Here is a 23,340-nt window from a genome sequence, read left to right on the forward strand (position 1 = left end):
AGATTATGAAGCGTGATCATCGTTTCGTCAACAGGTTTTTTCCTTCAGCTCGCTGCGCCGTGCGCGCCGCCAACCACCCCTGCCAACCCCGCAACCCTTGTCCCGTCTGCTTTGCAGCGGCGTTTCGTGTTGCGAGGGGGCGAATCATAGGGGACCCCCTCGGCCTTGGCAAGCGTTTTCTTGAGCGAATTTTTCGGGAGGAAAAAGTTGATCATAGGCGACATTTAAGATCAATTCACCGATTGCGACTTGCGACCCACAAACAATGAGATAGGCGAAACGAAATAACGCAGCCCCGTCGCGGGACCCACATGAGTTCGCGCAAGTCGTCTATTCACGGTTGCGGCGGGCCTTGTGCCGCTCGCAGCAGAGGCACCCGAACGCCAGCAGGGCACCCAGCACAAGCACGCCAATGGCTAAGCCCTTGGCGGCACCCCCCCCTGCGGAACGCCCCCCATCCAGATCACACTTTCCCATAGCCATCTCCTCAAACCCGTGCCAGGAAAATCTGACTGTTCCATGCTAGATCACGGAGAAGGGAGATCAAAGCGCACACCACCGGCCACCTGCCGCGCCGTGTAACTTGCCAGCACATGGAGTCTTGATGGCGTCCGCCGCCTTCTTGACGACAGCCGGCTTGCGGCTGCCCCCCCTCCAGCATCCAACGCAGGACGTCTTCCGCAAATGACGCCCTCGCCACAAACGGGACCCAAATGCACCGCCCCGCCGCTGATGTGCCCTAGCGTTGAATCCGAGCCAAGAAACTGTAGAGGGTGACAACAAGCTTGTATCGACCTGGCCCCGCAAAACCGCAAACAATTGCATACGCCGCGAAGTGCGCTGTCAGCCGCCTCGACTCGACTTAATTCTGACTTAGAAAAGTCTCAGCTGGTTTGGGTGCAGTTTGCGCTATTTTCACAAACATTCCCGGCATGCGCCGAGCGCCCTACCCGGCACACCGTGTGGCTCACAATCCAAGTGGATAGAACAACGATGCAGTCCTTCAGCACCAAACTCACCCTCAAGCTAGCCGCCACGCTCTGCCTGGTCGTCCTCCTGTTCGGGAGCGCGTACGGGCTCTTTGGCCCGCATGGCGGAAGCGAAGTGGCGCAGGCTGCGAACGCCGGCCACGCCAATACCCTGCTTTCCTTGCTGATGCATGTCCTTGGTCCGGTTGCCGCCATCCCCGCACTGATTGGTATGTGGTCGCAGCGATTCCCCGCACTGGGCGGACTGGTCCTCGCCTGCCCGGCCATTGCGACGTTGCTGCTGCACCGATTTGTCATCGGATAAGCCAGACGCTCGATCCTCCCCACGCCTGTTTCCGCCTGGTTTGTCCGCAGGAACCCGCCGCCGCTGGCTTGCATCGGTCTCCTCCGCACAGGAACTAAACCCGGTGCCGGATACCCAATGAGGAATGCCGTTTCCGCGGCAACACCGGGAAAGGACAATGAAGCAAACGTTGTGGGGACTGCTGGCGGGATGCGCGCTGTTGGTGGTTCTTGTTGGATGCGCCAGCCAAGGCGCCGATGGCCGGGAGTCAAGCATCACCGCATACGGCACCGTTGATGTCGGCGTTTCGCGCACCAGCGACAAGTAGTGCGGTAGTGCGCAGTGCCTGCCAAGGCGACCACTCGATAGCAAACGGCAACAGGCAAAAACAGGCAAAAAAAGAACCCGCAGCGCGGGTTCTTAAATTAGCGATCTCAATTGCCCTGAAGGCGTTGGTAATTTAACTGTCATTTTCCGTTCGTACTATCCGGGTAAACCGAAATCAACCAAGCAATCGCAGCCACTACACGATAAAAAAAGCCCGCACTAGGCGGGCTGAACAATCAGTTGAAGAAAGCCCTGTATTCGAGGGCAAGCACAGTGTAAGAACTTGCGGCTCCCCGACTAATTAGGGGAATCCCTTTACCATGGCGGGAAAGCGGCCCGCCGCGACGATCAAGTGCACATCACAGCCCCTCGCGGCTCCCGAGCATAAAAAGAATATTCGAAGTTAGAGGAAATATTCCAGCTGACGCCAAAGCAGGTGTTCTGTGCCCACTGTACCCAGAGTACGCAAATGCGATCCATTCGCACTCAAGACCTGCTTGCTGGCCGCGCGCGCGTACTTCCAGATAATCCGGACTCCACCCGCCAACTCTAGCGGATCTTGTTCAAGCCGCCTCGAGGGATGGCGCGCCTCCCTGCAGCAGATGCGCCCGTGCCTCTTCAAACATGGCGTCGACGGCTGCGCGTGTGCGCACCGCGTGCATGCGGCGCGCATCCGACAAAATCCGCCGCCAGCCGCGGCCACCATGAATACCACGATGCAGGCCCAGCATATGGCGTGTCACCGCGCCCATATAGCCACCCTTCTCGACGACATCCCCAATATAACGCTGCATCGCCAGTTCAACGTCCATCCGTGATGGCACCGGGGTCTGCGCGGCGTAGAAACGCCCATCCATTTCCGCCAGCACGTAAGGCTGATGATAGGCCTCGCGTCCAATCATGACGCCATCCACATGTGCCAGGTGCGCATCCATCTCGTCGTGCGTGACGATGCCGCCATTGATCAGGATCTCAAGATGCGGGAATTCCTGCTTGAGTTGGTAAGCCACTTCGTAACGCAGCGGCGGGATCTCGCGATTTTCCTTTGGGCTCAAGCCCTTCAGGATCGCATTGCGCGCATGCACGATAAAGGTCTCGCACCCCGCATCGGCCACGGTGCCGACGAAGTCGCGAACAAAGCCGTAATGCTCGATCGTGTCAATGCCGATGCGATGCTTGACGGTCACGGGAATCGACACCGCGTCGCGCATCGCCTTCACGCAATCCGCCACCAGTTCCGGCTCCGCCATCAGGCAAGCGCCGAATGCGCCGCGTTGCACCCGCTCGGAAGGGCAGCCGCAGTTCAGATTCACCTCCACGTAGCCCCATTGCTCGCCCAGTTTCGCCGCGGCGGCCAGGTCAGCGGGCTCGCTGCCGCCGAGTTGCAGGGCCACGGGTTGTTCAGCGGCGTCGAAGTCGAGATGACGAGCCACATCGCCATGGAGCAGCGCGCCAGTGGTCACCATCTCCGTGTACAGCCAGGTATGGCGGCTCAGTTGCCGGTGAAACATGCGGCAATAACGATCAGTCCAATCCATCATCGGTGCAACCGATACCCTACGAGCTCCCGTAGCAGCCATTTTTCCTTTTAAATCAGTCATTTCTTGTCGAATCGGCTGGACCGATCCTTACCAATAACACATCACATTTACCGTCATTTCTGCTTCGATTGCTACGAAATTGCCACAAGCACAGGACGGAAAGTGGCTTCCATCATCAAGTATGGGACAAGTGGCGCGCTCAGATAAGACACTAGGGCCACCCCACAATCACACGCACCTTCAACAAAAAGGCGCTGGAAGAACGCTGGGCTCAGCAGGTAGAAATCGACGTGCGGAACGGAGGGTTCGCCGACGATCGGAGATTGACCGAGTTTACCATCGAGGCATTAATCACGAAGTGCGAGGAAGAGGTTGGAAAGCTGCGCCCGATCGGTCGCAGTAAAGCCGGTGCCCTCGACATGCCGAAGCGTCACCTTGGGGAAACCTCGCTTGCGAGGTGGGATGAGGCAAAGCGAGGCCCGAAAAAATCCGACAAGTAGGCTCTGGTAAAACACGGCAAGGCAGAGGTACACTGTATATCCATACAGTTCACGTATTTCATTCCGCAGCACCCACCAACGCCCGGAGTTGCCGCCATGCCTGATACTCGCGCCATCAAGTACATCATCGTGCCCTACCGCAAAGGCAAGAGCGACGCGCTCCAGCCCGGCGAGATCCGCCAAGCATCCAGCGAAGTCAGCGCCATCCGCATCGCCAGCGCCATGGCATCGAGCTTCGTCGGCGTCGCGGCCTATGAGGTACTCGTGGACGAGGAAACCGGCGAGATGAACTCGCCCCGAATCCTGGTGCAAGAAGGGAGCGTCCCCGCTCTCGGCGAGTGACGAAAAGGGAGCCGTCCAGATGCTTGCTGTCTCGCATACAGCGGGCCGGCAGCAGACTGCCGACCGAGATCCTGAGCGCGCAGCTTCATGCAGTCCCGCCGTCAAAACTGATGTACGCCGCGGGTGAAGGCCGCCGAATAGCGGCCCATGCAGGCAGGACGGACAAATGGCAATTGCCGGCGGAGGTTCACTCTCGGACTTCTGGATACAGGAGGCCTAACCGTAGGGGAACAAGAATTCGTACGTGAGTTGTCCGTGATCGCGCAGTCCGGCGAGGTGACAAAACTCACCGGCGACCAGGTCGACACGCCGGACGAACTACATGGGAGTGGGAGGCACTCCGCATGAAAAAGAATGCCGTGTGCCCGCCGCTGGTGCGCGACGTCACCAATGCGATTCGAGAGGCTGCATGAAGCAAGAGCTACGCCGTCCTCAATCCACGAAGTACTCGACTGCTTTGCCGAGGACTTCCCTCAATTCCTGCTCACGTTTCCTGGCTTGATGCCCGCTGTCGGATTCCAGATTGGCATCGGCACCGTTTGTCTGCTCGAGCGCCCGAACCGCAATATGCTAGTCGTCGCAGTCAACGCTGATCTGATCAATCTCGCGTTTCGCAACTCGATATGCATCATCGATCGCGATCTCTTCCGAGGCCGCGGGCTCCCGAGTGTTTTGCCTGTGTCCGTGCCCACGGATGACATACGACCAGTCCCACCGATTGCTCGCGACCTCTCTCGCCTGGATGGCGATATCCCGACCTCTGTACTTGAAGTCCATATGTGCCTCCCCGGATCTCGGAAGACCGTAGCACGCAGTGTGGTTGAGCCGGATGGTGATACGGTGCGCGAATCAGTGAGCGCCCGGGTTCGCCCGGCCTTCGTCTATGAGCTTCTCGGCATAGTCGCGCGCATGCCGCCACGCCTCGCCTTCGGAAAAGTACTGCCCAGGCACGGGTTCGTGCTCGAAGATCTTGATCGAGCTGCCGTCCGCCGCCTTTGCACAGATCGTCACCTCGCCATGCCAGGGCCCACCAGTTGGGGATGCTGCGGAAGCCTCATACCAGTGATCTTTGTAGTACGTGAAGCCTTGGAGATCCATAGCTTTCTCCAGTTGTTCAATAGGATCGTAGCATGGCCCAAGGACCCGCGATCGGCTTCATTTCGGGCATTACCTTGCCCCAGGGCAGGATCCGCATCGAAGGTTCAAACAAGAGCGCCAAGGGGATCCACGTAGGCGACTTGGCAAAATACATCGACGAACGGCGGGCCGCAACTCAGAAAGAATGCACGCCGATGTGTAAATGGAAGCCTGGCGCTCTAACGAATGCGACCGACTTCCGCCCTAGAGACTGAGCGCAGCCTATCGAGGCCCGGAATTCCGCCAACTGCAGCCGGAATGAAGACATGATTTAGCGCAATGGCATGCGAGTAGAAAGGCCTACGATTCAAGAGAACAAGGGGGCCATACGCGAGAAGCCTCTGCACGCGGAGCTTGCGTACATGGAAGGAGCACTGAGACCGGATAACTGAAAGTGACAAACGAACCACATTGACCCCGCTTATGGCAATGCGTTTATCTGCGCAAGCGCTGCTTATGGATGCAACGCGTTTGCGACTGTGTCTAGCGGGTCGGGATACTGCACCGCCAGACGCTCAGACCCTTGCCTCTGGCCTCAGTGCGGCTGGAAGTATTGCCCGACAGATTCAGAGAATAAAGCAACATAAATTGATGGCTTCACAAACGTTTCTAATGGTGTGTGTTGGTACATGACGCGCGCACGTGAAGTGTGGTGAAATTCGGCGCCGTATGACACCCGTGGTACTGCGGACAATGAACAGGCGGCGAATGAAAAAGCAACTCAAGTCGGACCAGCTTCGAACCTTCCTTGCTGTCGCACAGCAACGCAATTTCACACGAGCCGCACACATGCTGCATTTGACGCAGGCCGCCGTCAGCATGCAGATCCGGCAATTGGAGTTGGATATCGAAGCGCCGCTATTCGTGCGCAGTCCACGCCTGCTTACCTTGACGCCAGCAGGGGAAACGCTGCAAGTCTATGCGGAGCGAATCCAGGAGCTTCACGAGCAAGCGTGGCAGGCATTGTCGTGCGTGACCTACGAACGATCGCTGCGCATTGGTACGCCAGACGCCTATGCCAGCCTGGTACTGCCTGCGGCACTGCGCGCCTTCACGTTCCAGTTCCCGACTGTCCGGGTGGAGGTAGTCTGCTTGTCAACACTCGAGCTTGGGCGCAGGTTGGAGAGCGGCTCGCTGGACCTCGCGGTAGGCACGTGTTGCCCTCAATTTCCAGGGCCGCCTATTTATTCCGAGGAACTTGTCTGGGTTGTGGCTTTGTCGGCAACTAACCTGGCCGCCCAGCGGCCCCTCCCATTAGCGATGTTCGAAGTGGCCTCGGCCCCTCGGGCGCATGTTGTGCACGCGTTGGAGGCGGCATCGATCCCCTATCGTTGCGTGTACTCCAGTCCGGATACGATGGGAATCCTCGCCTGCGTGCAGGCTGGCAACGCCATCGCCGCAGTACCCAAGCAATCAGTGGGCGGAAAACTCCGGATCATTGGGCTTCAGGAGGGACTGCCAGACCTTGCGCCACTGGAAATCACCATAGCCAACGGCAGGACACAGAATGGACCGGAGAAACGAGCGTTGATGGATCTACTCACTGCGCCCTCCATTTGTCGGTTGGACTCGATACCGAGTTCCTATGCGGGGGCTTCGCCCCTTCGATAAAAGGGACTACGCCGTTTCAAAGAACCAGCGAGACGCAATCACGCAATGGCGATGAGCAGGCGCTTGGAATTCATGGTCTTACAGCTTCAAAGCTAGGTTTCTCGGGCGTCCGGCGGGCAGTCTCGATCCTTGCCATTACGCCCATGCCAGTGCATTCCCCCGACGCACGCCCACCCGTCCGCGCAACAACACCCCTCGTTCACGTCACCCGGCGTGGCAAAGCAGACAGAATGCGGTGTGCCCCGCCCTTTCGGGGGGGCGTGCGTGGCTGCCGCCAGCAGCCATTCCTAGCCAGGAGCTTTCAATGTTGATGCGAGACGCAATCCCCCATGTGCTGAGCCGCGGTAGCGACATGTTCACGCGAGACATACAGGAGACGCCCCCGCAAAAGACGTTCCATCATGCAATCGATATCTATCTCAAGGATTCCAACGCCTTCATGAATACTTACTTTGCGCGCTACTTCGAGTGGCAGGGCGTTTGCCGGGAACGCTGGTTCCACGAGTGCATTCACGACAACCTGCTGGCTACCGGAGGCGTGTTCGTAACCAAGCGCGCGCATCAGGAGTACGTGGAAGAGACCTTCCCGTTCCAGAAAGTGGACTGCTACCTGAATACCTTCCAGGTGAAGCAGTGCTCGGCTTACCTGCTATTCCGCTTTTGTGTCGGGGGGCGCCCGGTGTCGCTCGGCTACCAGCAAATCGTGTTCGCCGGCAAGGACAAGCGCATCATGCGCTTCCCGAAGGAGATCGTGGAGCGCGTCAAGGAGTATGAGTTGAAGTTGCCTACCTTGGCTAGCTAAACGGGCCCCGCCCCGCTGGCCGGCACCTGGCTGGCGGGGCGGGCACGCAGGGCACGGCCTTTGCCTGTGTGCGCGTCCGGCAGGCGCAGTGTGAAGGTGGTGTGGACGCCGCGCACGGATTCGCATTGGATCCGGCCATCGAAAGCCTCGACCACGCGGCGGCAGAAGGCCAGCCCCATGCCGGCGCCGCTGCCGTGGGCCTTGGTGGAGAAGAAGGGATCGAAGATCCGTGGGAGGACTTCCGGCGCGATGCCGGGGCCGGTATCGCTGAAGCGAAGCAGCCAGCAGCCGCGTTCTTGCACCACACCGATCTCGATGCGGCCGTCGCCGCTCGCGCGCATGGCCTGCAGTGCGTTCTTGAGCAGGTTGAACAGCACGTAGACCAGCAGCGTATCGGAGCCCCGGAAGCACCAGGCCGGGTCAATCGGGCCTACCGCCACACGTTCCCGCTCCCCCGCCAGGAACGGATAGCGCTCGAGAGCGGACACAACGCAATGCTGCAGGGATTGCGCGGAGAAGCTATGGCGGTCCAGCCGTTCCAGCGTGACGGAGGCAAGCGCCATGTCGATCACGGTGTGGGTGCCGTCAATCTCCCGTTGAATGGAGGCGACCAAGCCGGCGGCCCGGTCCAGTTGCCCGGGCCGCATGCGGTCCTTGCACAAGCCGTGCGCCACCGCCAGTTGATAGCCGGCCAGCAGATCCGGCCAGGCTCGGCCGATTTCGTCGGCCTGCAGGCGGATCGTGGTCAAGGGAGTGCGCACCTCGTGCGCCACGGTAGCCGCCAGCGAGAAGGGGTGCATCAAGTCGTAGCGCACAATGGTCACCGCGAGAATGCCCAGGCTGACGCCGATAAAGATTACGCCTGGCGGATAAAAGGCATAACCGTAGTTGGCCGCGTAGTCGACCGCTGCCAGCGAGTAAAGGCATAGGCTCACCAGGCACAGATCCAGACGCTTGCGCTTCTCGCCCGTGGCGTTGCGGCGCGCGCCCAGCAGCAGCCAGCCGCTGCGGCAGGCCAGCAGCACCGTCTGCGCCACATGCAGCGGATGCAACCGCCCAGCCTTGGGGTACTCACCGAAGAAATAGGTATAGAAGCCGGACACTACCTCACCGCCGGTCAGCACCATTACCGCCAGCACCAGGGACAGTCCGTAGGAAACCAGCAGCAGCGGCCGCTCCGTGCGGCACTCGGTGACCTCGGTCACGAAGTGATAGAAACAGGTTGGCAGGAAGATGATGAACAGATAGCCCACCTTGGCGAGCAGCAGCGCCACATCCGGCTGCTCAGCCTGGAACAGGAAAGCCCAGGTTCCCTGCCAGGCAAAGGTGGTCACGCACATCAGAAAGAAGGACGTGGAAATGCGCGTGACGCCCTTGGTGACCAGCACGTACAAGCCGAATCCCAGAAAAATGGCGGACACGAAGGCTGGCAGGATGGCGTACATGGGGTTCCGGAGGGGCCGGTCGGCGCGCCCGGACGGGCGTCAGGCTGACCGGCAGCCGCCATTTTAAGTCGCGGCAAGCGCACCTGTGCAAAGTCCGGCTAATGACTGCCCTGCACGATATTGAAGGCCGGGGCCTGCCCGGCTAGTTCACCTGCCCGGCGTCGATGGTCCGCATGGCAGAGGCTTCCGCCAGGGCAATCGCAGCTTCCGCCGTGCCAGCCACACCAGCCTCTTCCTCGAATGAAGGCTGCGGCGCATCGCCGAAGGCATCGGAAATGATAACCGTCGCCGCATAGCCGCCACCAGCCAGCGCAGCCGCGCGTGCCACCACGGCATAACCGCCGTACTCGAATCGTCGTTCCATCGTGCGGCTCCTCGTCGCTGGGGATGAAGCCATGATAGATGGACACGTCGCTGCGTGGCCAGGAGAAGGCATTGAGCCCGCATGCGGCGTGGCGCAGGTCAAGCAGCTCAGCCCACCCTGAGCGCTGGCGGAAATACGCACCAGCACCCGTCGGCATGGCGGAAGAAGAACATCGACAACTGCCCCGACGGGCGGGCCACATCCACTCGGATACAGCCGCTGCGGCAAGCCCGCGAACTGCGCACGCGGGTGATCCGCGCAGGTGCCGCCAGGTTGGAGCCGAGCCATTTGTCGATCAGCCCACGCAGGGATATCTTGGCGGTTTGCATGTCAGTCTCCTTGACTTGCCTTGTTGAAGCGACCCACGTCACGCGCCAGGCGCTAGGCGGCACGGGCGCCGGAGTGCGCGCCCTTGAACTCGGTTTCGAGAAACGCCCTGAGCAGGTTGGCGACGGCCTGCACGGCCATGGAGGGGTGGTACAGGCAGGCTTCCACTTGCTCACTGCGGCCTTCGCCAAACAGGCACCAGGTGCAGAAATGCTCGCAATTGTTGGTCAGGAGCCGGTAGTTGTCTTCGCCGAGGCGGGAGCGGGCGCGCGCCACGGCTTCCAGGCCGACATACCTGGCGCAAGGATTGGCCTTCACGGTGACCGTGTGGCCCGCCGCGAATGCGCCCACCGTGGTTTCCTCCACCGGGGCGCGATGGAGCGAGCCGGCAAAACCGGCGTAGTGGACCACCTTGCCTTCGCCGATATAAATGCCGTGATGAACATAGCCGCGGCGTTCCGTGACCAGGTGCGCGCCCAAGGGAAGGCCGGCATCGATGGCCTTGTCTCGTTGTTGGTGTTGGTGGTTCATGGCTGCCTCTGATCTGTTTGCTTGCCGCAGGCATTGCCTGCTGGTTGCCATACCATCCGCATCAACCGTGCCACCCGCCGCCGTCCCAGGCAGATCAAGGGATTGCGGGGTTTTCAACCGAACAGGCGGGGGATAAGCGTCTGCGGCCAGCCAACAGCCTGATGCCAATAGTGTTGGCGGCATGCCATCAGAGAGCCCCCCGATGCCGTGGAAGCCATGACGAAGTGGATGCGATGGCCGCGGCAGCGCACTACGGCGCGACCTCGCGCAAGACGGCTGCCGGGCGGCGCGCCCGAGTCAAATCGGTGGGTTTCCCCCACCATACCGGTGGAGGATGTTGGCGTTGCGCCAACGCATAGGGCCCCGCCGCGAAGTCAGAGATCAGCCTGGCGTCGCCAAGAAGAGGGGAAACACAGGAAATTCAAGCAGTTACGGCGCTGCATCGGGCCAGCCACATCACTGGCATGCGCTTTGCTCTGTAGAAGCATGGCAAGTAGCCACGGACCGCAACACAGCCCCTATCCATCCCACGCACCGGAGACCATCATGGCGGCGCTCACCATCAAAGACCTCTACACCAACCGCACACTGGACGGCCAGGCCATGGCGGCCATCCGGGGCGGCGGCGCGCCCTGGGTATTCGGCTGGATCCAGCCCTATTCCCCGCCCCGGCAAAGCGTTGGTCCCGTCGTCAACTTTTACGAGATCAACAACAGCTTCTATGCTGATCAGATGGTTAACCAGTTCCAGAACATCGACGTTCGCAATACGGCGCCCGGCGCGAGCATCAATGTGCAAGCGGGACAAGGGGCAAGGAACGACGGCCGGATGTAACCCGGTCCGCGCACAGCCCGCACGGTCCGGCCATGCGCCGCCCGCCACGCCAATGCCGCCCAGGCACTGGCGTGGCGTTGTGGCGTCCTAGCTCGCCCGAACACCGGAGATGATCGTGACCTGTGCACCGCAATTCCGCTGGACCTCAGCCGCTCGCACCGATGTCGGCCTGGTACGGGAGCGCAATGAGGATGCCTGCCTCGCCCAGCCGGAGCGAGGGCTCTGGGTGGTGGCGGATGGCATGGGCGGCCACGCGGTTGGCGACTACGCCAGCAATCTGGTCGTGGAGACGCTGTCCCGGCTGGCCCTGCCGCACAGCCTCGAAAGCTTGCTCGACGGGGCCCGCATCGCCTTGCAGGAAGTCAATCGCGAACTGCTGGAGGAAGCGGCACGCCGGCAGGTCCGGCGCATTGGCAGCACGGTGGTGGTGCTGATGGCGTGCGAACGCTTCTGTGGCTGCCTGTGGGCAGGCGACAGCCGCATCTACCTGTACCGGGACGCTCACCTGACCCAGTTGACCCGGGACCACAGCCGCGTGGAAGAACTCAAGGCGCGCGGCCTGATCACCGCGGAAGAAGCCGTGCATCACCCAGCGCACAACACCATCACCCGCGCGGTCGGCGCGAACACGGCGCTGGAACTGGACCAGACCTGGGTGGAGGTCGCGGACGCCGATATGTTCCTGCTCTGTAGCGACGGTCTGAGCAATGAACTGCGGGACCCGGAGATCGCCAGCGTGCTGGCCTGCGGCGATTGCGAGCTGGCGGCGCAGGCACTGGTGACCGCGGCGCTGGGCCGCGGCGGCCACGACAACATCTCGGCGGTGGTGGCGCGCGCGGAGGATCTCTACGCGTCGGACAAGACCATGGTGAATCCAGCGCTGTAGCCCAGCGTGCGGCTCACCCCCCTCCCTCCTACCGCGCCTTGCCGCCCTGCGCCGCGCCCTGGTTGCGAAAATCCTTGGAATGGATGCCGTGTTTCTTCAGCAGCATCTGCAGGTGCGAGCGATTCATGTCGAAGCGCCTGGCCAGCTCCGCCACCGTGCCGCCGACCTCCTGCAATCCCCGCTCGAGAAAAGCGCGTTCGGCTTCATCGCTGGCGGCGCGCTTTGCTTCGCTGAGCGAGGTGGCCGTGGATGCATCCACCACGTGCGGTGCAACGGCGCCGCTGGCTACTAGCGCCGGAGCCGGTGGCTTGGGCCGCAGGTCCTGCGGAAGATGCTCTAGATCGGCCGTGTCGCCGGCAAGGCAGGAAGTCCGGTACATCAGGTTACGCAACTCGCGGATATTGCCTGGATAGGCGTAATTCATCAGGAAGTCGCGCAGGCGCGGGGTCAGCTTGATGGGCCGGCGCTTTAGCGCGCCGGCAGCCTCATCGCCGAAATACGCTACCAGCAAGGCGATTTCGTCGCGCCGCTCGCGCAGCGGCGGCAGGGTGACGTGGATCACACTGAGGCGGTAGAACAAGTCTTCACGAAACTTGCCCTCCTCGCTCAGGCGCCGCAAGTCCCGGTTGGTGGCTGCAACGATGCGCGTGTCGACCGAGATCGTCTCGTCGGAGCCGACCCGCTGGATCTCGTGCGACTCCAGCACGCGCAGCAGCTTGACCTGCCCGGTGAGAGGCAATTCGCCAATCTCATCGAGGAAGATGGTGCCGGTGTGCGCGCTCTCGAACTTGCCGCGGCGATCGTTGGCGGCGCCCGTGAAGGCGCCCTTCTTGTGTCCGAACAACTCCGACTCCAGCAGGTTCTCAGGGATGGCCCCGCAGTTCACCGAGATATAGGGCTTGTCCGTCCTGGAACCGTTGGCATGGATCACCTTGGCCATCAGCTCCTTGCCCGTGCCGCTCTCGCCATCGATCAACACCGGCAGATCGGTGGGCGCTGCCTTCTCGGCAATCTCCAGCGCCTCCAGCAGCTTGGGGTTGTCGCCGAACGTGCCCTCGAAAATAAAGCTGCGCTCGAGCAACGCCTGGCGGCGCTCGCGCGGCGCCAGGTCGGCCGGCGCCGGCTCCGCCACGGCCGCCTGCACGAAGCGCTCCTTATGCGATAGCTGCATCACCTCGTCGCGCAGCGTGGTGGCCTGCTTGAGCAGCTTCTCGATCTCCGTGCGCTCGAGCTTGGAGGCCCAGCGCAACGTGGAGCGCAGGATCTCGATCTTCTCGATCAGCCCGGCATAGGAGATGGCCGACCCGACGGAGCCACCCTGGTTGAACAGCTTCATGTCGCGCTCCCCCATGCATCGCGATACGGCAGATATGCCAGATGCGCCGTTGCTGCCCAGCGGCACCTGGGCTGTGCGAAAGCGCTCACTCCGAGCTCAGCTGCTTCTGCACCAGCTGGTAGTACATGCCCTTGCGCTCCAGCAGCTCCTCATGCCGCCCTTGCTCGACGATGGCCCCTTCGTACAGCACCAGGATCTTGTCCGCGCGCATGATGGTGCTCAGGCGGTGCGCGATGATCACGGCCGTGCGGCCCTGCAGGATTTCCTGCATGTTGCCAAGGATATTGCTCTCCGATTGCGTGTCCAGCGCAGAGGTTGCCTCATCGAAGACCAGCAGGCGCGGATCGTGATAAAGCGCGCGGGCAATGCACAGCCGCTGGATCTGACCGCCGGACAAACCCACGCCGCGCTCGCCCACCACCTGCTCGTAACCCAGCGGCAGCTTGCTGATGAACGCGTGGGCATCGGCCATCTTGGCGACTTCCTCGATATGGCGGCGATCCGGGCTGTCGTCGCCGCAGGCGATGTTCTCGGCGATGGTGCCCGAGAACAGCAGGTTGCTCTGCATCACGTAGCCGATCTGCGCGCGGTAGTACTCTTTGTCGATCACGCCGAGGTCGTAGCCGTCCACGGTGATCTTGCCTTCCGTGGGCACGTAGAACCCCACCAGCATCTTGGCCAGCGTGGTCTTGCCCGATCCGCTGCGCCCCACGATGGCCAGCAATTCGCCGGGCTTGATGCTGAAGCTGATGTTCTCCAGCACGTAGGGCGTTTCGGCGCCGCCGTAGCGGAAATAGACGCCTTCCAGGTTGATTTCGCCTTGCAGGTCCGGCAGCATCACGCGCGACGCCAGATCCTGCGGCTTTTGCTCCGGATCGAGGTCCAGCACGTCGCCCAGGCGCTCCATCGCCACGCCGGCATCGTTGAGCTGGCCCCACAACGCCACCAGCCCCATCAAAGGCGCCAGCACGCTGCCCATGAAGGCGTTGAACGCAATGAGCTGGCCAACGGTCAGCTCGCGCTGCAGCACCAGGTTGGCACCCACCCATAGCACCGCGATGGTGGTCGCGGCATTGAGCAACTGGCTGGCCAGCCCAACCAGGATATGGAACGCCTGCGCCCTGTACTGGACTTCCAGCGCCTTGGCGTACTTCTTCTCCCACTTCAGGCGCACCGGGCGCTCGATTCCCATGCCCTTGACCGTCTCCACCCCGCCCAGCGCCTCCATCAGGTAGGACCGCGCATCGGTCGTGGTGGTGAACACCTCGCGCGCGAAAGCCTTGACCTTTGGCGTTGCCACGATCGTCAGGATCGCGATCGGGATCACGAAGGCGATCAGCACCAGCGTCATCTTGACGTTGTAAAGGAACATGATGGTGAAGTAGATAAACACCATCAGCAGGTTGAGCGCCGTCGTCACCGTGGACTCGGTCAGGAAGGCGCGGATAGTCTGGTTCTCCTGGAAGCGCGCGAAGATGTCGCCCGTCTTGCGCTTGGCAAAGAAGGAAAATGGCAGCGACAAGGTGTGCTTGAAGAAGTGCGACATCATGGCGAAGTCCATATTGCGCACCATGAAATTGGCGAGATACGCCCGCACCGAACTCATCAGTTGCGAAAACACGCTGGAAACGATCAACCCAAGTATCAGCAGGTTCAGCAGGCCCATGTTCTGGTGCACGACCACCCCGTCAAGGATGTTCTGGATGATCAGGGGCGGCACCACGCCCAGCACCTGGATCACGAAGGTCGCCATGAACAGGTGCGCAAGGATCCGTTTGTACGGCGCCAGGTAGCCGATGAAGCGCAGCCAGGGCGAGCGTGCCACCGCCAGTTGCGTCATGCTTTCGCCGGAGGTGAAAAGCAGGCAGGTGCCGCTCCACCCGCGCTCGAACTCCTCCACGCCCATCTTGCGAAAGCCGAGGGCCGGGTCGGCCACCCACACCCAGCGCTTCGATACGCCATAGACCACCACGTAGTGGTAGCCCTCCCAGTGCACGATGAACGGCAGCTCGAAACCCAGCAAGGAATCATGCGTGCACTGCACGCCGCGCGTGGTAAAGCCGAGCGACTCGCCGGCGCGGGCCAGGCTGTCCAGCGTGGCGCCCTGCGTGGTCACGTTGGCCAGCTCGCGCAGCTTGCCGAGCGTCATGGGGATGCCGTGATGGCGGCAGATCATCGCCAGGCAGGCAGCGCCGCAATCCATCTCCTCGGCTTGCTCGACCAGGGCGAAGCGGCGGATGACGCGTTCGCCGAACTCCGGCTTCGAGCGCAGGTCGAGCATCACCGGATGCTTGCGCCGCTCGGCCATCCTCTTTTGCCGATGCAGTTCCCTGTCGATAAAGCGGATGCGCTCTTCCAGCACCTCGCGCAGCTTGGGATTGCGCTCCAGGATCAACTGCACGGTCTTTTCCGGAATCACCAGCAGCCGCGCATCCGTGCCGGCGATGGCCGACGCAATCTGCTCCTGTCGCATCACGCAGGCGCGCTCGCCAAAGATATCGCCCTGGCGCAAGGTCGCCAATGGATACTCGACACCCTCCTCGGTCCGCACGATGCGCACCTCGCCCTGGCGCACCACGTACAGGCGGCGATCCTCCCGCGCATCCTGCTTCAAGATTTCCTTGCCGGCGGACACGCGCTTCACCCCCACGCTGCGCACGGCCTCCTCCAGCTCACTCTTGTCGAGCTTGCCGCGCAGGTCGAACAAGCGGGCGACAAAGCCGCCGGCCGAACTGATCGCCACATAGCTGGCGACAAAAGCCATCGCCGCCGGATTTTGCGCAATCATGGGCTCGGTCACGCTGCGCGGAATAAAGAGCAGCTCGGTCTTGGCGGACGAGCGCACCGAGGATTCATGCCGGTACTCGCGCAGCATGGCAATGTCGGCGAACACCTCGCGCGCCTTGCGCACGCCGAGACTGACTTCCTTGCCATTGTCTTCGTTGAAGATGCGCACAGACCCCGACTTGACGATGAAAAGCCCCTCTGCCGCCTCGCCCGCGTTGCAGATGGTCTCGCCAAAGCCGTACGAAAGCGCTTGCGCATGCTCCGCCAGCCGCTCCATTTCCTCGCGCGAGAACGGCGAGAGTATTTCCACGCCAGCCAGGAAGTCGGCGAGCGGATGCAGTTCGGGGCTGGCTTCCATATGCGTCTGGGCGCTAGCGGCTAGCGCGCTTCGATGACGTGTTCCTGCGCCCTGGCCATCAGCCAGTCTTCACGCAGGAGCCGGCGCACCTCCGCCGCCACCTCGGCATCGAGCATGGCAGGATGCTTGGCGCTCACCATGAAGATCTCGAAGAAGGAGCGGTCCTGTGACGGAAACGGACCAAGCAGGTCGCCAGTGGCGGCGTTGAACACCTTGGCTTCGATATCCGTCTTCAGCGAGCCGCGCAGGACCTTGCCAATTGCGCCGCCCTGCTCCTTCGTGTCCGCGATGGAGTGCTCGCGCGCCATCTCGGCAAAGCTGTCGGGATCGTCCCGCAGGTAGGAAATCAGCTCCTTTGCCTTGCCCTCGGCGTCCACCACGATATGGCTTACCTCGATGCTGTCGAACTTCGGTGAGTGCAGCTTGAAGTAGGCCTCGACGGCCTTGTCGCTGGCCACCTCGGCAAGCATCTTTTCCTGGTAGAGGCTATCGGTCACGAACGCCTCGAACTCGTCCAGGCTCACACCGAGTACATCGAGGTAATGGTTCATCTCCGTCGCGCGGTGCAAGCCCTGCACGCGCCGGAACTGATCGGCGCGCTCCTGGATTTCCTCCGGCGCCACGGTAATGCCCTGCTTCTTCGCCGCGTGCACCGTGAGCTTGTCCCTGACGATCTGCTCGATCAACCCTTCGAACTGGCCCGTGAGCTTCAAGACCCGGATGAATTCCTCGACCCCGATGACTTCATCGTCGACCCGCACAATTGCTGTCATCTCGTCAGCTCCTTGATTGTTTCCCATTTGCCGAAATCCGCCCGCACGCAGGTGCGGGCCGCCGATGCGTCTCCAACCACTTTCCAGGCGTTGCCGCTATCCGCTGGCTTCAGCCCGCCACCTGCCGGAACGGATCCAGCCCCAGGTCGATCAGGCGCCGCTCGCGCACCACGATTTCCGCCGTGGCGGTCATGCCGTAGCGCAGCGGGTACTTGTTGTCCGCCACCGTGTAGTAGTCTTGCGCCAGCCGCACGCGCCCCTCGTACACCGGCTGCTTGTTCGGCCCCGCCAGCTTGGTCGCTGGCGAGATGTACTCGAGCGTGCCGGCAATCAAGCCATAGCGCTGGTAGGGAAAGGCGTTGAATTTCAGCTTGACGGGCAAGCCCTCGCGCAGGAAGGCACGATCGCGCTCGGCAATCTCGATCTTGAGCACGGGGCGTGCATTCTTGGGCGCGATGCCGCCCAATGGCGCATTGGCCAGGACCTTGTCACCGCGCTGCGTGGAGCTGACATCGGTGATCACGCCCGCCACGGGCGCCAGGATCAGCAGGAAGTTGTCCTTGTCGATATTCTCGAAACGGATGCGTGCCGCAGCCTCGGCAACCAGCCGCGCGGTCTGAACCTGCAGGCGCAGCTTGTCTTCCGTATTGGCTATCTCGCGCAGCGCGGCGTCGTACTGGATGCGCAGGTTGGTCAGCTCCTGGCTGCTGCCTTCGAGCTGCACGGTGGCCTGGTTGAATTCCTGGCTCAGCTTGGAATCCAGCTCGGCCAGCCGCGACTGGGCAATCTGCAGTGCGTTCTCCGCCTCGACAGCCGCAATCCGCTTGCTCTCCACCTGTGACTGCGAGACCCCGCCGCCGCCCGGCAGCGCAAACAAGCGGGCATAGCGGTCCTGCTCCTGGCGCGCGAATTCACGCGTCCGACGCGCGCTGTCCAGGTTGCTGCGCGCCTGCTGCAATTGTGCCCGCTGTTGTTCCGCGAGCCGGGTCGTGCCCTCCGCCGTACGATTCTCGTGCAGGCGCTCCGCCACATCGATCTGCTGCTTCAACGCTGCCGCCTTGCGCTCCATCAACAGCTTCTTGTCGGGAAACTGCTTCCACTCGCGCTCGGAATCCTGCAGCTTGAGCTGCGCTTCCAGCGCGTTGGTGGCGGCCTCGATCGCGCCACGCGCATTCAGCCGCGCCAGCACGTCGTCCTTGTTCACCGGCTGCCCCTCGGCCACATAGAGATCCGCCAGCTCCCCGTCCACCGGTGCATAGAATCGCCGCACTTCGGACTCCGGGGCGAGGGTGCCGTCCGCGGACACGATCACATCCGCGTGGCCCACGAACGACCAGACCAGCGCGCAGACGACCAGCGACACCATGACCAGCACGGAGATCTGCATCAGCTTCCAGGGCTCCGCGCTGAGAATGGCGATGCCCTCAGCGCTGTGGTCCTCAAGCGCCTCGGACAGCGGCTTAAGGCGATTGTCTCGGCTGTCGTCCTTCATCACCCTCCCCTCCGATCAATGCCAGCTTGGACTTGAGCAGCGCAGGGCTCAGCACCATGCGCAATTCCTGCAGGGAACGCCGCTGCAGCTCCGTCTCCGAATCGATATCCTCCCGGACCTGGCTCCATTGCGCCGTATCGCCAACCTTCAACTGCGCGTAGATGCGCATGCCCTGGCGCGCTTGCGCGCTGGCATTGGACAGCAGGCGTGCCTGCGCGCGGAACTTGGCGGAGATGTCGGACTCCAGCCGCTGCTCACCGCCGATGGCGCCATCGCGGCGATACTGGCGCCACGACGCAAGCGCGGCGTTCATCAGTTCCTGCGCACGCCGGATCGCCGCATCGTGTATCGCCGCCACATCGGGCTCGACCGCCTTCAGGAAGTAGGCATCCTCGGCGGGATCGAGCATGGCGTAGAACGACAGCAAGGCGTCCTCATTGTCCTTGCCGCCGCGCGCCTTCTGCAACGCGACGAACTGCGCGGCGACGGCCTGCTTGCGCGCAAGGTCCTTGGCCGCGGCCTCGGCCCACGGCCCCGTCTTTATCGCTTGCAGCCCGGCGAACGCCTTGGCGCTGTCCCCTGCACGCCAGGCCTTGTCCACCTCGGCGTACTGCCGCACCAGTTCCGGCGCCGGCAGGCGGCTGGCCGCCAGTTCGCGAAAGCGCGCCTGGAAGGGCGGCGTGGAAAAGCTGGCCTTGGCCATCTGGGCCATCAGCGGGCCAAGCGTGGCTGCGCGCGCCGCGCCGTCCAGCGCAATGTACTGCCGCAGGTCTTCCTTGATGCGATCCATGCCGGCGAGCCTTGGATACTTCTCCGCGTAGTCCGCCAGCACGGCCTGCAGCGCGTCAGGATGGTCGCTCGCCAACCCGGTGGCCAGCGACGCATTCAAGCGGTCGATGGCGGCCAGATAGACTGAGTCGTCGCTCTGCAGCTTGCGCACATAGCTGAGTGCATCGGCATAGGGCTCCCTGAATTGCGGCACATAGGCGGCGATGCGGTCCAGCGCGCGCTGGTGCGCGGGCGTGTCGTCATTCCAGTGCTTGAGCAGCGCACGCATGCTGGCTTCATCGGTGAAGATGCGGATCGGCGCGTCCACGCCGCCCCGGCCGGCCACGAAGCGGTTCAGCCGGCCGATCCAGTCGAGTTCGTCCAGCACGCCGCGCGCGTCGGCATTGTGCGCGCCGAGCGTCTTCATACGCGCCAGCGCCGTTTCGGCGCCATTGAAGTCGCGCGCCTGCAGCTTGCCGATCCATCCCGGCACCTGGTCGCGCAGCAGCGCCTCGGTACCCATCGCGCGGAACTGCGCATGATCCGGGTGGCGCTCCAGATACGCGTCGGCCACGGCAGCGGCACGGGCATAGTCGCCGCCGGCCATCAAGGACCTCATCTCGCGCTCGGGCGCGCCGCGCAAGTACAGGAAGAGCAGCAACGCGACGACCGCCACGGCGACGGCACCGCCCCAGCGCGCCGCGCGCTTCAGGCCAGCGCGCTCCGAAGCGCCAAAGCTGCTGCCTAGCCTGCCCATGACAAGCGCGAACTTGCCCTGCGCTCGCGGCGTGTCCGCCGCGCCGCCATCGCCTTCCGGCTGGGGCAATGCCTCCTGGTTGACCTCATCCTCCTGCTGGGCCGCATAGTCGACGCAGAAAATATCCAGGAAGGAGCCAGCCGCGGCAACAAACGTGGTCTTGTCGGGATCATGCGCCGGCGTGGCGGGTGCTGGTACCGCGGCGGCTGCCAGTGCCGACGGGGCCGAGACAGGAGCCGCCGGGTCCTGGGCAGGCACTTCGGCGGCATCGGGCGGCGGCAGGATCGCACTGGTGAGGGTTGCGTCGGCGGCGGCCCCGTTACATATGCCAACCCGATAGACAAAATGATTACCACCGAACGCAAGAAGGTCTCTCTCGCCCAGTGCAACCGCGTGCTCATCTACCCGCTTGCCGTTGACGAAGGTCCCGTTGGTACTGCCGAGGTCTTCGACAAAGGGATCGTTCCCTTTCAGGAAGATGTGCGCATGGCGGCGCGAGACATAGTTGACCTGGTGCGGATACCTCTCCTTGTAACGGGAGAAAGACGCATCCGCCTTGCTGATCAGGAAGGGAAAGCCAGCCACCTCGATCGGCTGCAGCCCAAGATCGTCGCGCTCGGGCACGAGCGTCAGCACCATCGGCGCCCGGCTTGCCGCCTGGACCGGCGCGCGCGCGCGTAGCCGCACCAGGTAGGACAGCGCAGCGCCGAAGCGCAATTCATCGCCGTCGCGCAGCCTGGCCGGCTGCTGCGCCACGGCCGCGCCATTGACGGTAGTGCCGTTCTTGCTGCCCAGGTCAGCGATATAGGCCGCGCCATGCTCGGAGAAGATGCGCGCATGACGGCGCGAGAGCACTGCGGCCACATCGGGCGGGTATGCCGCGAAAGGCGCTTCCGCGCGGCCCACGGCGAACAGGCTCTCGTCGATGCGGATCTCGCCGAGCTCGGGGTTGGAGATGGGCTCGAGTACGATATCGAACGCCTGCCCCACCTTTGCCCGCATCTCGACAATCAGAGCTTCGTCTGGAGCCATGTTTCGATACCACCAACAGCGCGTGCCACGACGCGTGCGCCAGCGGCAAGCCATGTTTCATGGCGACGGCGCGAGCCGGTGCGGCCCGCTGCGTCGTGAACGTGTTGACTAAGGACATAGTAGGCCACGCTTGCCCGTAGTCAAACGTCCGCCGGTGGCGTACTTCGCGCCTTGCCGGGCGTGCCCGGCTTCTCGCGCGCAACGGGTTGCAGCCCCCTACTTCGAGACCTGCTGTGACGTCTCTTTCGGCGCGTTGCTCACCTCGGTGCTTGGCCACCCGCCCCCCAGTGCCTTGTAAAGGGTGACAGTGTCGGCCAGGATCTGTTGGTGGTTAGCCAACAATTCCTGTTGCGCGCTCAGCAGCGATCGCTCGGTCTCGAATACATCGAGCTGGGACACCACGCCTTCCTTTAACTGGGCCTCGATCTGCGCCGACACCACGCGCAATTGCGCAACCTGCTGCTGCAGTTCCACGCGCTGCTTCTTGTGCGCGTCGACATTGACCAGCGCGTTCTCCACTTCCTCGAATGCCGTAATCACGGTGCGGCCGTATTCGCTCTCGGCGACCTTGGTCTGCGCCTCGCTGGTCTTCACCCGGGCACGCACGCCCGGGTCCAGCATGGGCAGATTAATGCTCGGCATGAAGCCGAAGGTGAAGGACTTCAGCAGGTCGCTCAGCGCGAAACTCGCCGTGCCGCCACGGCCCGTCAGGCTGACGCTGGGCAACTGCGCCAGGCGCGCCTGGCCGACCAGGTTGACGGACTCGAGCACGCGATACTCTGCCGCCACGATGTCAGGGCGCCGCGAGAGCAATTGCGACGGCAGCCCCGCCGGCACCRCYGGCARTTGCACGCGCTCTTGCAGTCGCCCGGCRGGCACCTTGAACACGCCAGCCGGYACGCCCACCAGCGTGGCCAGCGCGTTCTCGGAAATGTCGCGCGAGCGGCGCAGTTCCAGCAGGTCCTTGGTGAGCCGGTTGATCTCGGCCTGCTGCTGCATCACGCGGATCTTCGGGATCAGGCCGTTCTGGAACATGGCCTGGTAGGTGGTGAGGATCTGCTTGTTCCTCGCTAGCGTCTTGCTCTGCTGATCGATCTGTTCGTCGAACTGCAGTATCTGGAAGTAAGTGGTGGACACATCCGAGACCAGGGTGAGGTAGCCGGCACGCCAATCCGCTTCGGTTGCGTTGAATTCGGCGGTCTGGGCCTGCACCCCCTTCTCCACCTTGCCCCAGATATCGATGTCCCAGTTGACCTGGGTGCCGAGGTTGTAGGTCTTGACGAGCGACGTGCCTGTGCTCTTCTCGAAGCTTGCCCCTGCCCCCACGTCAAAGACCGGCAGCGCGCCAGCCTTGACCTCGGCAATCTGCGCGCCCGCCACCTTGATGCGTGCGGCCAGCACCTTGATGTCGTAGTTCCCCGCAATCGCCTTGTCGACCAGTCCGTCGAGGTACGGATCCCGGAACGCCTGCCACCAGTTCGGCACGATCGTTTCCGCCGGCGAAACCGTGATCGATCCTTGGCGCGCCCAGTCCGGCTTGGCCGGCGTTTCGGGCCGCTGGTACACCGGCGGACGAAAGTCGGCGCAAGCGGCCAGCACCAGCAGGCAGGCGCCTGCCATCAGGCATCGCCGCAACGCGGCGCGCGCACCATGCACGATGAACGGGGTGGAATGGTCTGGCACGATCGCCTCCTGCGAGCGTCGGCGGGGTGAGGAGGCCACGGCGGGCACCGGCCCCCGTCAGCCACATCGCCAGCGCCAGTTGCGCCGGGTCAGTCACGGCCCGGATGCAAGGGAGCCGCGCCATCAACACGCCATGCATGCATTGTGTATCCGCTAGCGGCGCGATCCAACCTGTAAATAGAGGCCCTGCGGCAAGAAAAGGGCCGCCCTGCCCGGCACGCCGGGAGGGCGGCGGTGGCTTCAACGATAGATGTTGTTCTCTGCGTTCTGCGTTGAGCTCACGTGAGACTTGATGTCGTCGGCAAAGGCCGTGTTGTTGCCGTTCATGTTCACAACGTTCTGGGTCTGGCCGATCAGCTGCGAAGCATTGAAGTTCGAGTCGATCTTGGTCAGGCTGAAGACAGGCATGAAGGGCACAAAGCCGCCGCGTACGGC

At 62.8% G+C, this 23,340-nt stretch carries 21 protein-coding genes; 8 read left to right on the forward strand and 13 right to left on the reverse strand.

The genetic code is table 11. From position 1 onward, the window contains the following. The first annotated feature begins 993 nt into the window (after nucleotides 1–993). A complete protein-coding gene (locus tag AC1DQR_RS37830; RefSeq protein WP_477134911.1) occupies nucleotides 994–1,293 on the forward strand; it encodes a hypothetical protein in 300 nt (99 codons plus the stop codon). A 157-nt stretch (nucleotides 1,294–1,450) separates the two neighbouring features. Continuing rightward, entirely contained in the window at nucleotides 1,451–1,600 is a 150-nt protein-coding gene (locus AC1DQR_RS37835; protein ID WP_416049008.1) for a hypothetical protein, read from the forward strand. 562 nt (nucleotides 1,601–2,162) lie between these two features. Here the strand turns inward: AC1DQR_RS37835 and dusA are convergent. Continuing rightward, complete coding sequence (gene dusA / locus AC1DQR_RS37840; protein ID WP_416049009.1) at nucleotides 2,163–3,200, reverse strand: tRNA dihydrouridine(20/20a) synthase DusA; 1,038 nt, start codon at nucleotides 3,198–3,200, stop codon at nucleotides 2,163–2,165. A gap of 536 nt (nucleotides 3,201–3,736) precedes the next feature. On the opposite strand from dusA, the gene AC1DQR_RS37845 reads away from it, so the two are divergent. After that, nucleotides 3,737–3,982: a hypothetical protein gene (locus AC1DQR_RS37845; protein WP_416049010.1), complete on the forward strand. Its 246-nt coding sequence runs from the start codon at nucleotides 3,737–3,739 to the stop codon at nucleotides 3,980–3,982. Between the two features lie 849 nt (nucleotides 3,983–4,831). On the opposite strand, the gene AC1DQR_RS37850 is transcribed toward AC1DQR_RS37845, so the two are convergent. Then, nucleotides 4,832–5,080 (reverse strand): hypothetical protein, encoded by a 249-nt coding sequence (locus AC1DQR_RS37850; protein ID WP_416049011.1) that lies wholly within the window; start codon nucleotides 5,078–5,080, stop codon nucleotides 4,832–4,834. 32 nt (nucleotides 5,081–5,112) lie between these two features. Here AC1DQR_RS37850 and AC1DQR_RS37855 point away from each other — a divergent pair, with 32 nt between their 5' ends. The 3 genes from AC1DQR_RS37855 (at nucleotide 5,113) to AC1DQR_RS37865 (ending at nucleotide 7,532) form a co-directional block, all read left to right on the forward strand. Then, complete coding sequence (locus AC1DQR_RS37855) at nucleotides 5,113–5,334, forward strand: pyocin activator PrtN family protein (RefSeq protein ID WP_477134912.1); 222 nt, start codon at nucleotides 5,113–5,115, stop codon at nucleotides 5,332–5,334. 493 nt (nucleotides 5,335–5,827) lie between these two features. After that, the gene (locus tag AC1DQR_RS37860) at nucleotides 5,828–6,730 is read left to right on the forward strand and encodes a LysR family transcriptional regulator (protein ID WP_477134913.1); all 903 of its coding nucleotides are present in this window, start codon (nucleotides 5,828–5,830) and stop codon (nucleotides 6,728–6,730) included. Nucleotides 6,731–7,034: 304 nt separating this feature from the next. Continuing rightward, the gene (locus AC1DQR_RS37865; RefSeq protein ID WP_477134914.1) at nucleotides 7,035–7,532 is read left to right on the forward strand and encodes an acyl-CoA thioesterase; all 498 of its coding nucleotides are present in this window, start codon (nucleotides 7,035–7,037) and stop codon (nucleotides 7,530–7,532) included. Here AC1DQR_RS37865 and AC1DQR_RS37870 read toward each other — a convergent pair. The 4 genes from AC1DQR_RS37870 to AC1DQR_RS37885 all read right to left on the reverse strand — a co-directional run bounded on the left by AC1DQR_RS37870 (nucleotide 7,529) and on the right by AC1DQR_RS37885 (nucleotide 10,199). Next, nucleotides 7,529–8,977, reverse strand: a complete 1,449-nt coding sequence (locus AC1DQR_RS37870; protein ID WP_477134915.1) for a sensor histidine kinase — start codon at nucleotides 8,975–8,977, stop codon at nucleotides 7,529–7,531. The genes AC1DQR_RS37865 and AC1DQR_RS37870 overlap by 4 nt on opposite strands. Before the next feature lie 142 nt (nucleotides 8,978–9,119). After that, nucleotides 9,120–9,341 carry a hypothetical protein gene (locus AC1DQR_RS37875; protein ID WP_416049015.1) on the reverse strand — a complete coding sequence of 74 codons (222 nt, stop codon included), beginning with the start codon at nucleotides 9,339–9,341 and terminating at the stop codon, nucleotides 9,120–9,122. A gap of 107 nt (nucleotides 9,342–9,448) precedes the next feature. Then, nucleotides 9,449–9,670 carry a hypothetical protein gene (locus tag AC1DQR_RS37880; RefSeq protein ID WP_183036168.1) on the reverse strand — a complete coding sequence of 74 codons (222 nt, stop codon included), beginning with the start codon at nucleotides 9,668–9,670 and terminating at the stop codon, nucleotides 9,449–9,451. Nucleotides 9,671–9,722: 52 nt separating this feature from the next. Beyond that, on the reverse strand, nucleotides 9,723–10,199 hold the full coding sequence (locus tag AC1DQR_RS37885; protein ID WP_416049016.1) for a lecithin retinol acyltransferase family protein: 477 nt from the start codon (nucleotides 10,197–10,199) through the stop codon (nucleotides 9,723–9,725). A gap of 546 nt (nucleotides 10,200–10,745) precedes the next feature. On the opposite strand from AC1DQR_RS37885, the gene AC1DQR_RS37890 reads away from it, so the two are divergent. After that, entirely contained in the window at nucleotides 10,746–11,033 is a 288-nt protein-coding gene (locus AC1DQR_RS37890) for a hypothetical protein (RefSeq protein WP_416049017.1), read from the forward strand. Nucleotides 11,034–11,148: 115 nt separating this feature from the next. Beyond that, entirely contained in the window at nucleotides 11,149–11,919 is a 771-nt protein-coding gene (locus AC1DQR_RS37895) for a PP2C family protein-serine/threonine phosphatase (RefSeq protein ID WP_477134916.1), read from the forward strand. A 28-nt stretch (nucleotides 11,920–11,947) separates the two neighbouring features. On the opposite strand, the gene AC1DQR_RS37900 is transcribed toward AC1DQR_RS37895, so the two are convergent. The 7 genes from AC1DQR_RS37900 to AC1DQR_RS37930 form a co-directional block, all read right to left on the reverse strand. Then, on the reverse strand, nucleotides 11,948–13,255 hold the full coding sequence (locus AC1DQR_RS37900) for a sigma-54 interaction domain-containing protein (protein ID WP_477134917.1): 1,308 nt from the start codon (nucleotides 13,253–13,255) through the stop codon (nucleotides 11,948–11,950). Nucleotides 13,256–13,340: 85 nt separating this feature from the next. Next, nucleotides 13,341–16,400, reverse strand: a complete 3,060-nt coding sequence (locus tag AC1DQR_RS37905) for an ABC transporter transmembrane domain-containing protein (RefSeq protein ID WP_477134918.1) — start codon at nucleotides 16,398–16,400, stop codon at nucleotides 13,341–13,343. 20 nt (nucleotides 16,401–16,420) lie between these two features. After that, entirely contained in the window at nucleotides 16,421–17,173 is a 753-nt protein-coding gene (locus AC1DQR_RS37910; protein ID WP_477134919.1) for a peptidylprolyl isomerase, read from the reverse strand. A gap of 109 nt (nucleotides 17,174–17,282) precedes the next feature. Continuing rightward, nucleotides 17,283–18,665 (reverse strand): beta-barrel domain-containing protein, encoded by a 1,383-nt coding sequence (locus AC1DQR_RS37915; protein WP_174428604.1) that lies wholly within the window; start codon nucleotides 18,663–18,665, stop codon nucleotides 17,283–17,285. Then, nucleotides 18,634–21,222 (reverse strand): FHA domain-containing protein, encoded by a 2,589-nt coding sequence (locus tag AC1DQR_RS37920; protein ID WP_416049021.1) that lies wholly within the window; start codon nucleotides 21,220–21,222, stop codon nucleotides 18,634–18,636. Before AC1DQR_RS37920 ends, AC1DQR_RS37915 begins: the two co-directional genes overlap by 32 nt. 216 nt (nucleotides 21,223–21,438) lie before the next feature. Next, entirely contained in the window at nucleotides 21,439–22,842 is a 1,404-nt protein-coding gene (locus AC1DQR_RS37925; RefSeq protein WP_477134921.1) for an efflux transporter outer membrane subunit, read from the reverse strand. 303 nt (nucleotides 22,843–23,145) lie between these two features. After that, nucleotides 23,146–23,340, reverse strand: a 195-nt coding sequence (locus AC1DQR_RS37930) for a hypothetical protein (protein ID WP_477134920.1), incomplete at its 5' end; no start/stop codon positions are given.

It is taken from the genome of Cupriavidus sp. 05L411 (assembly GCF_056398045.1).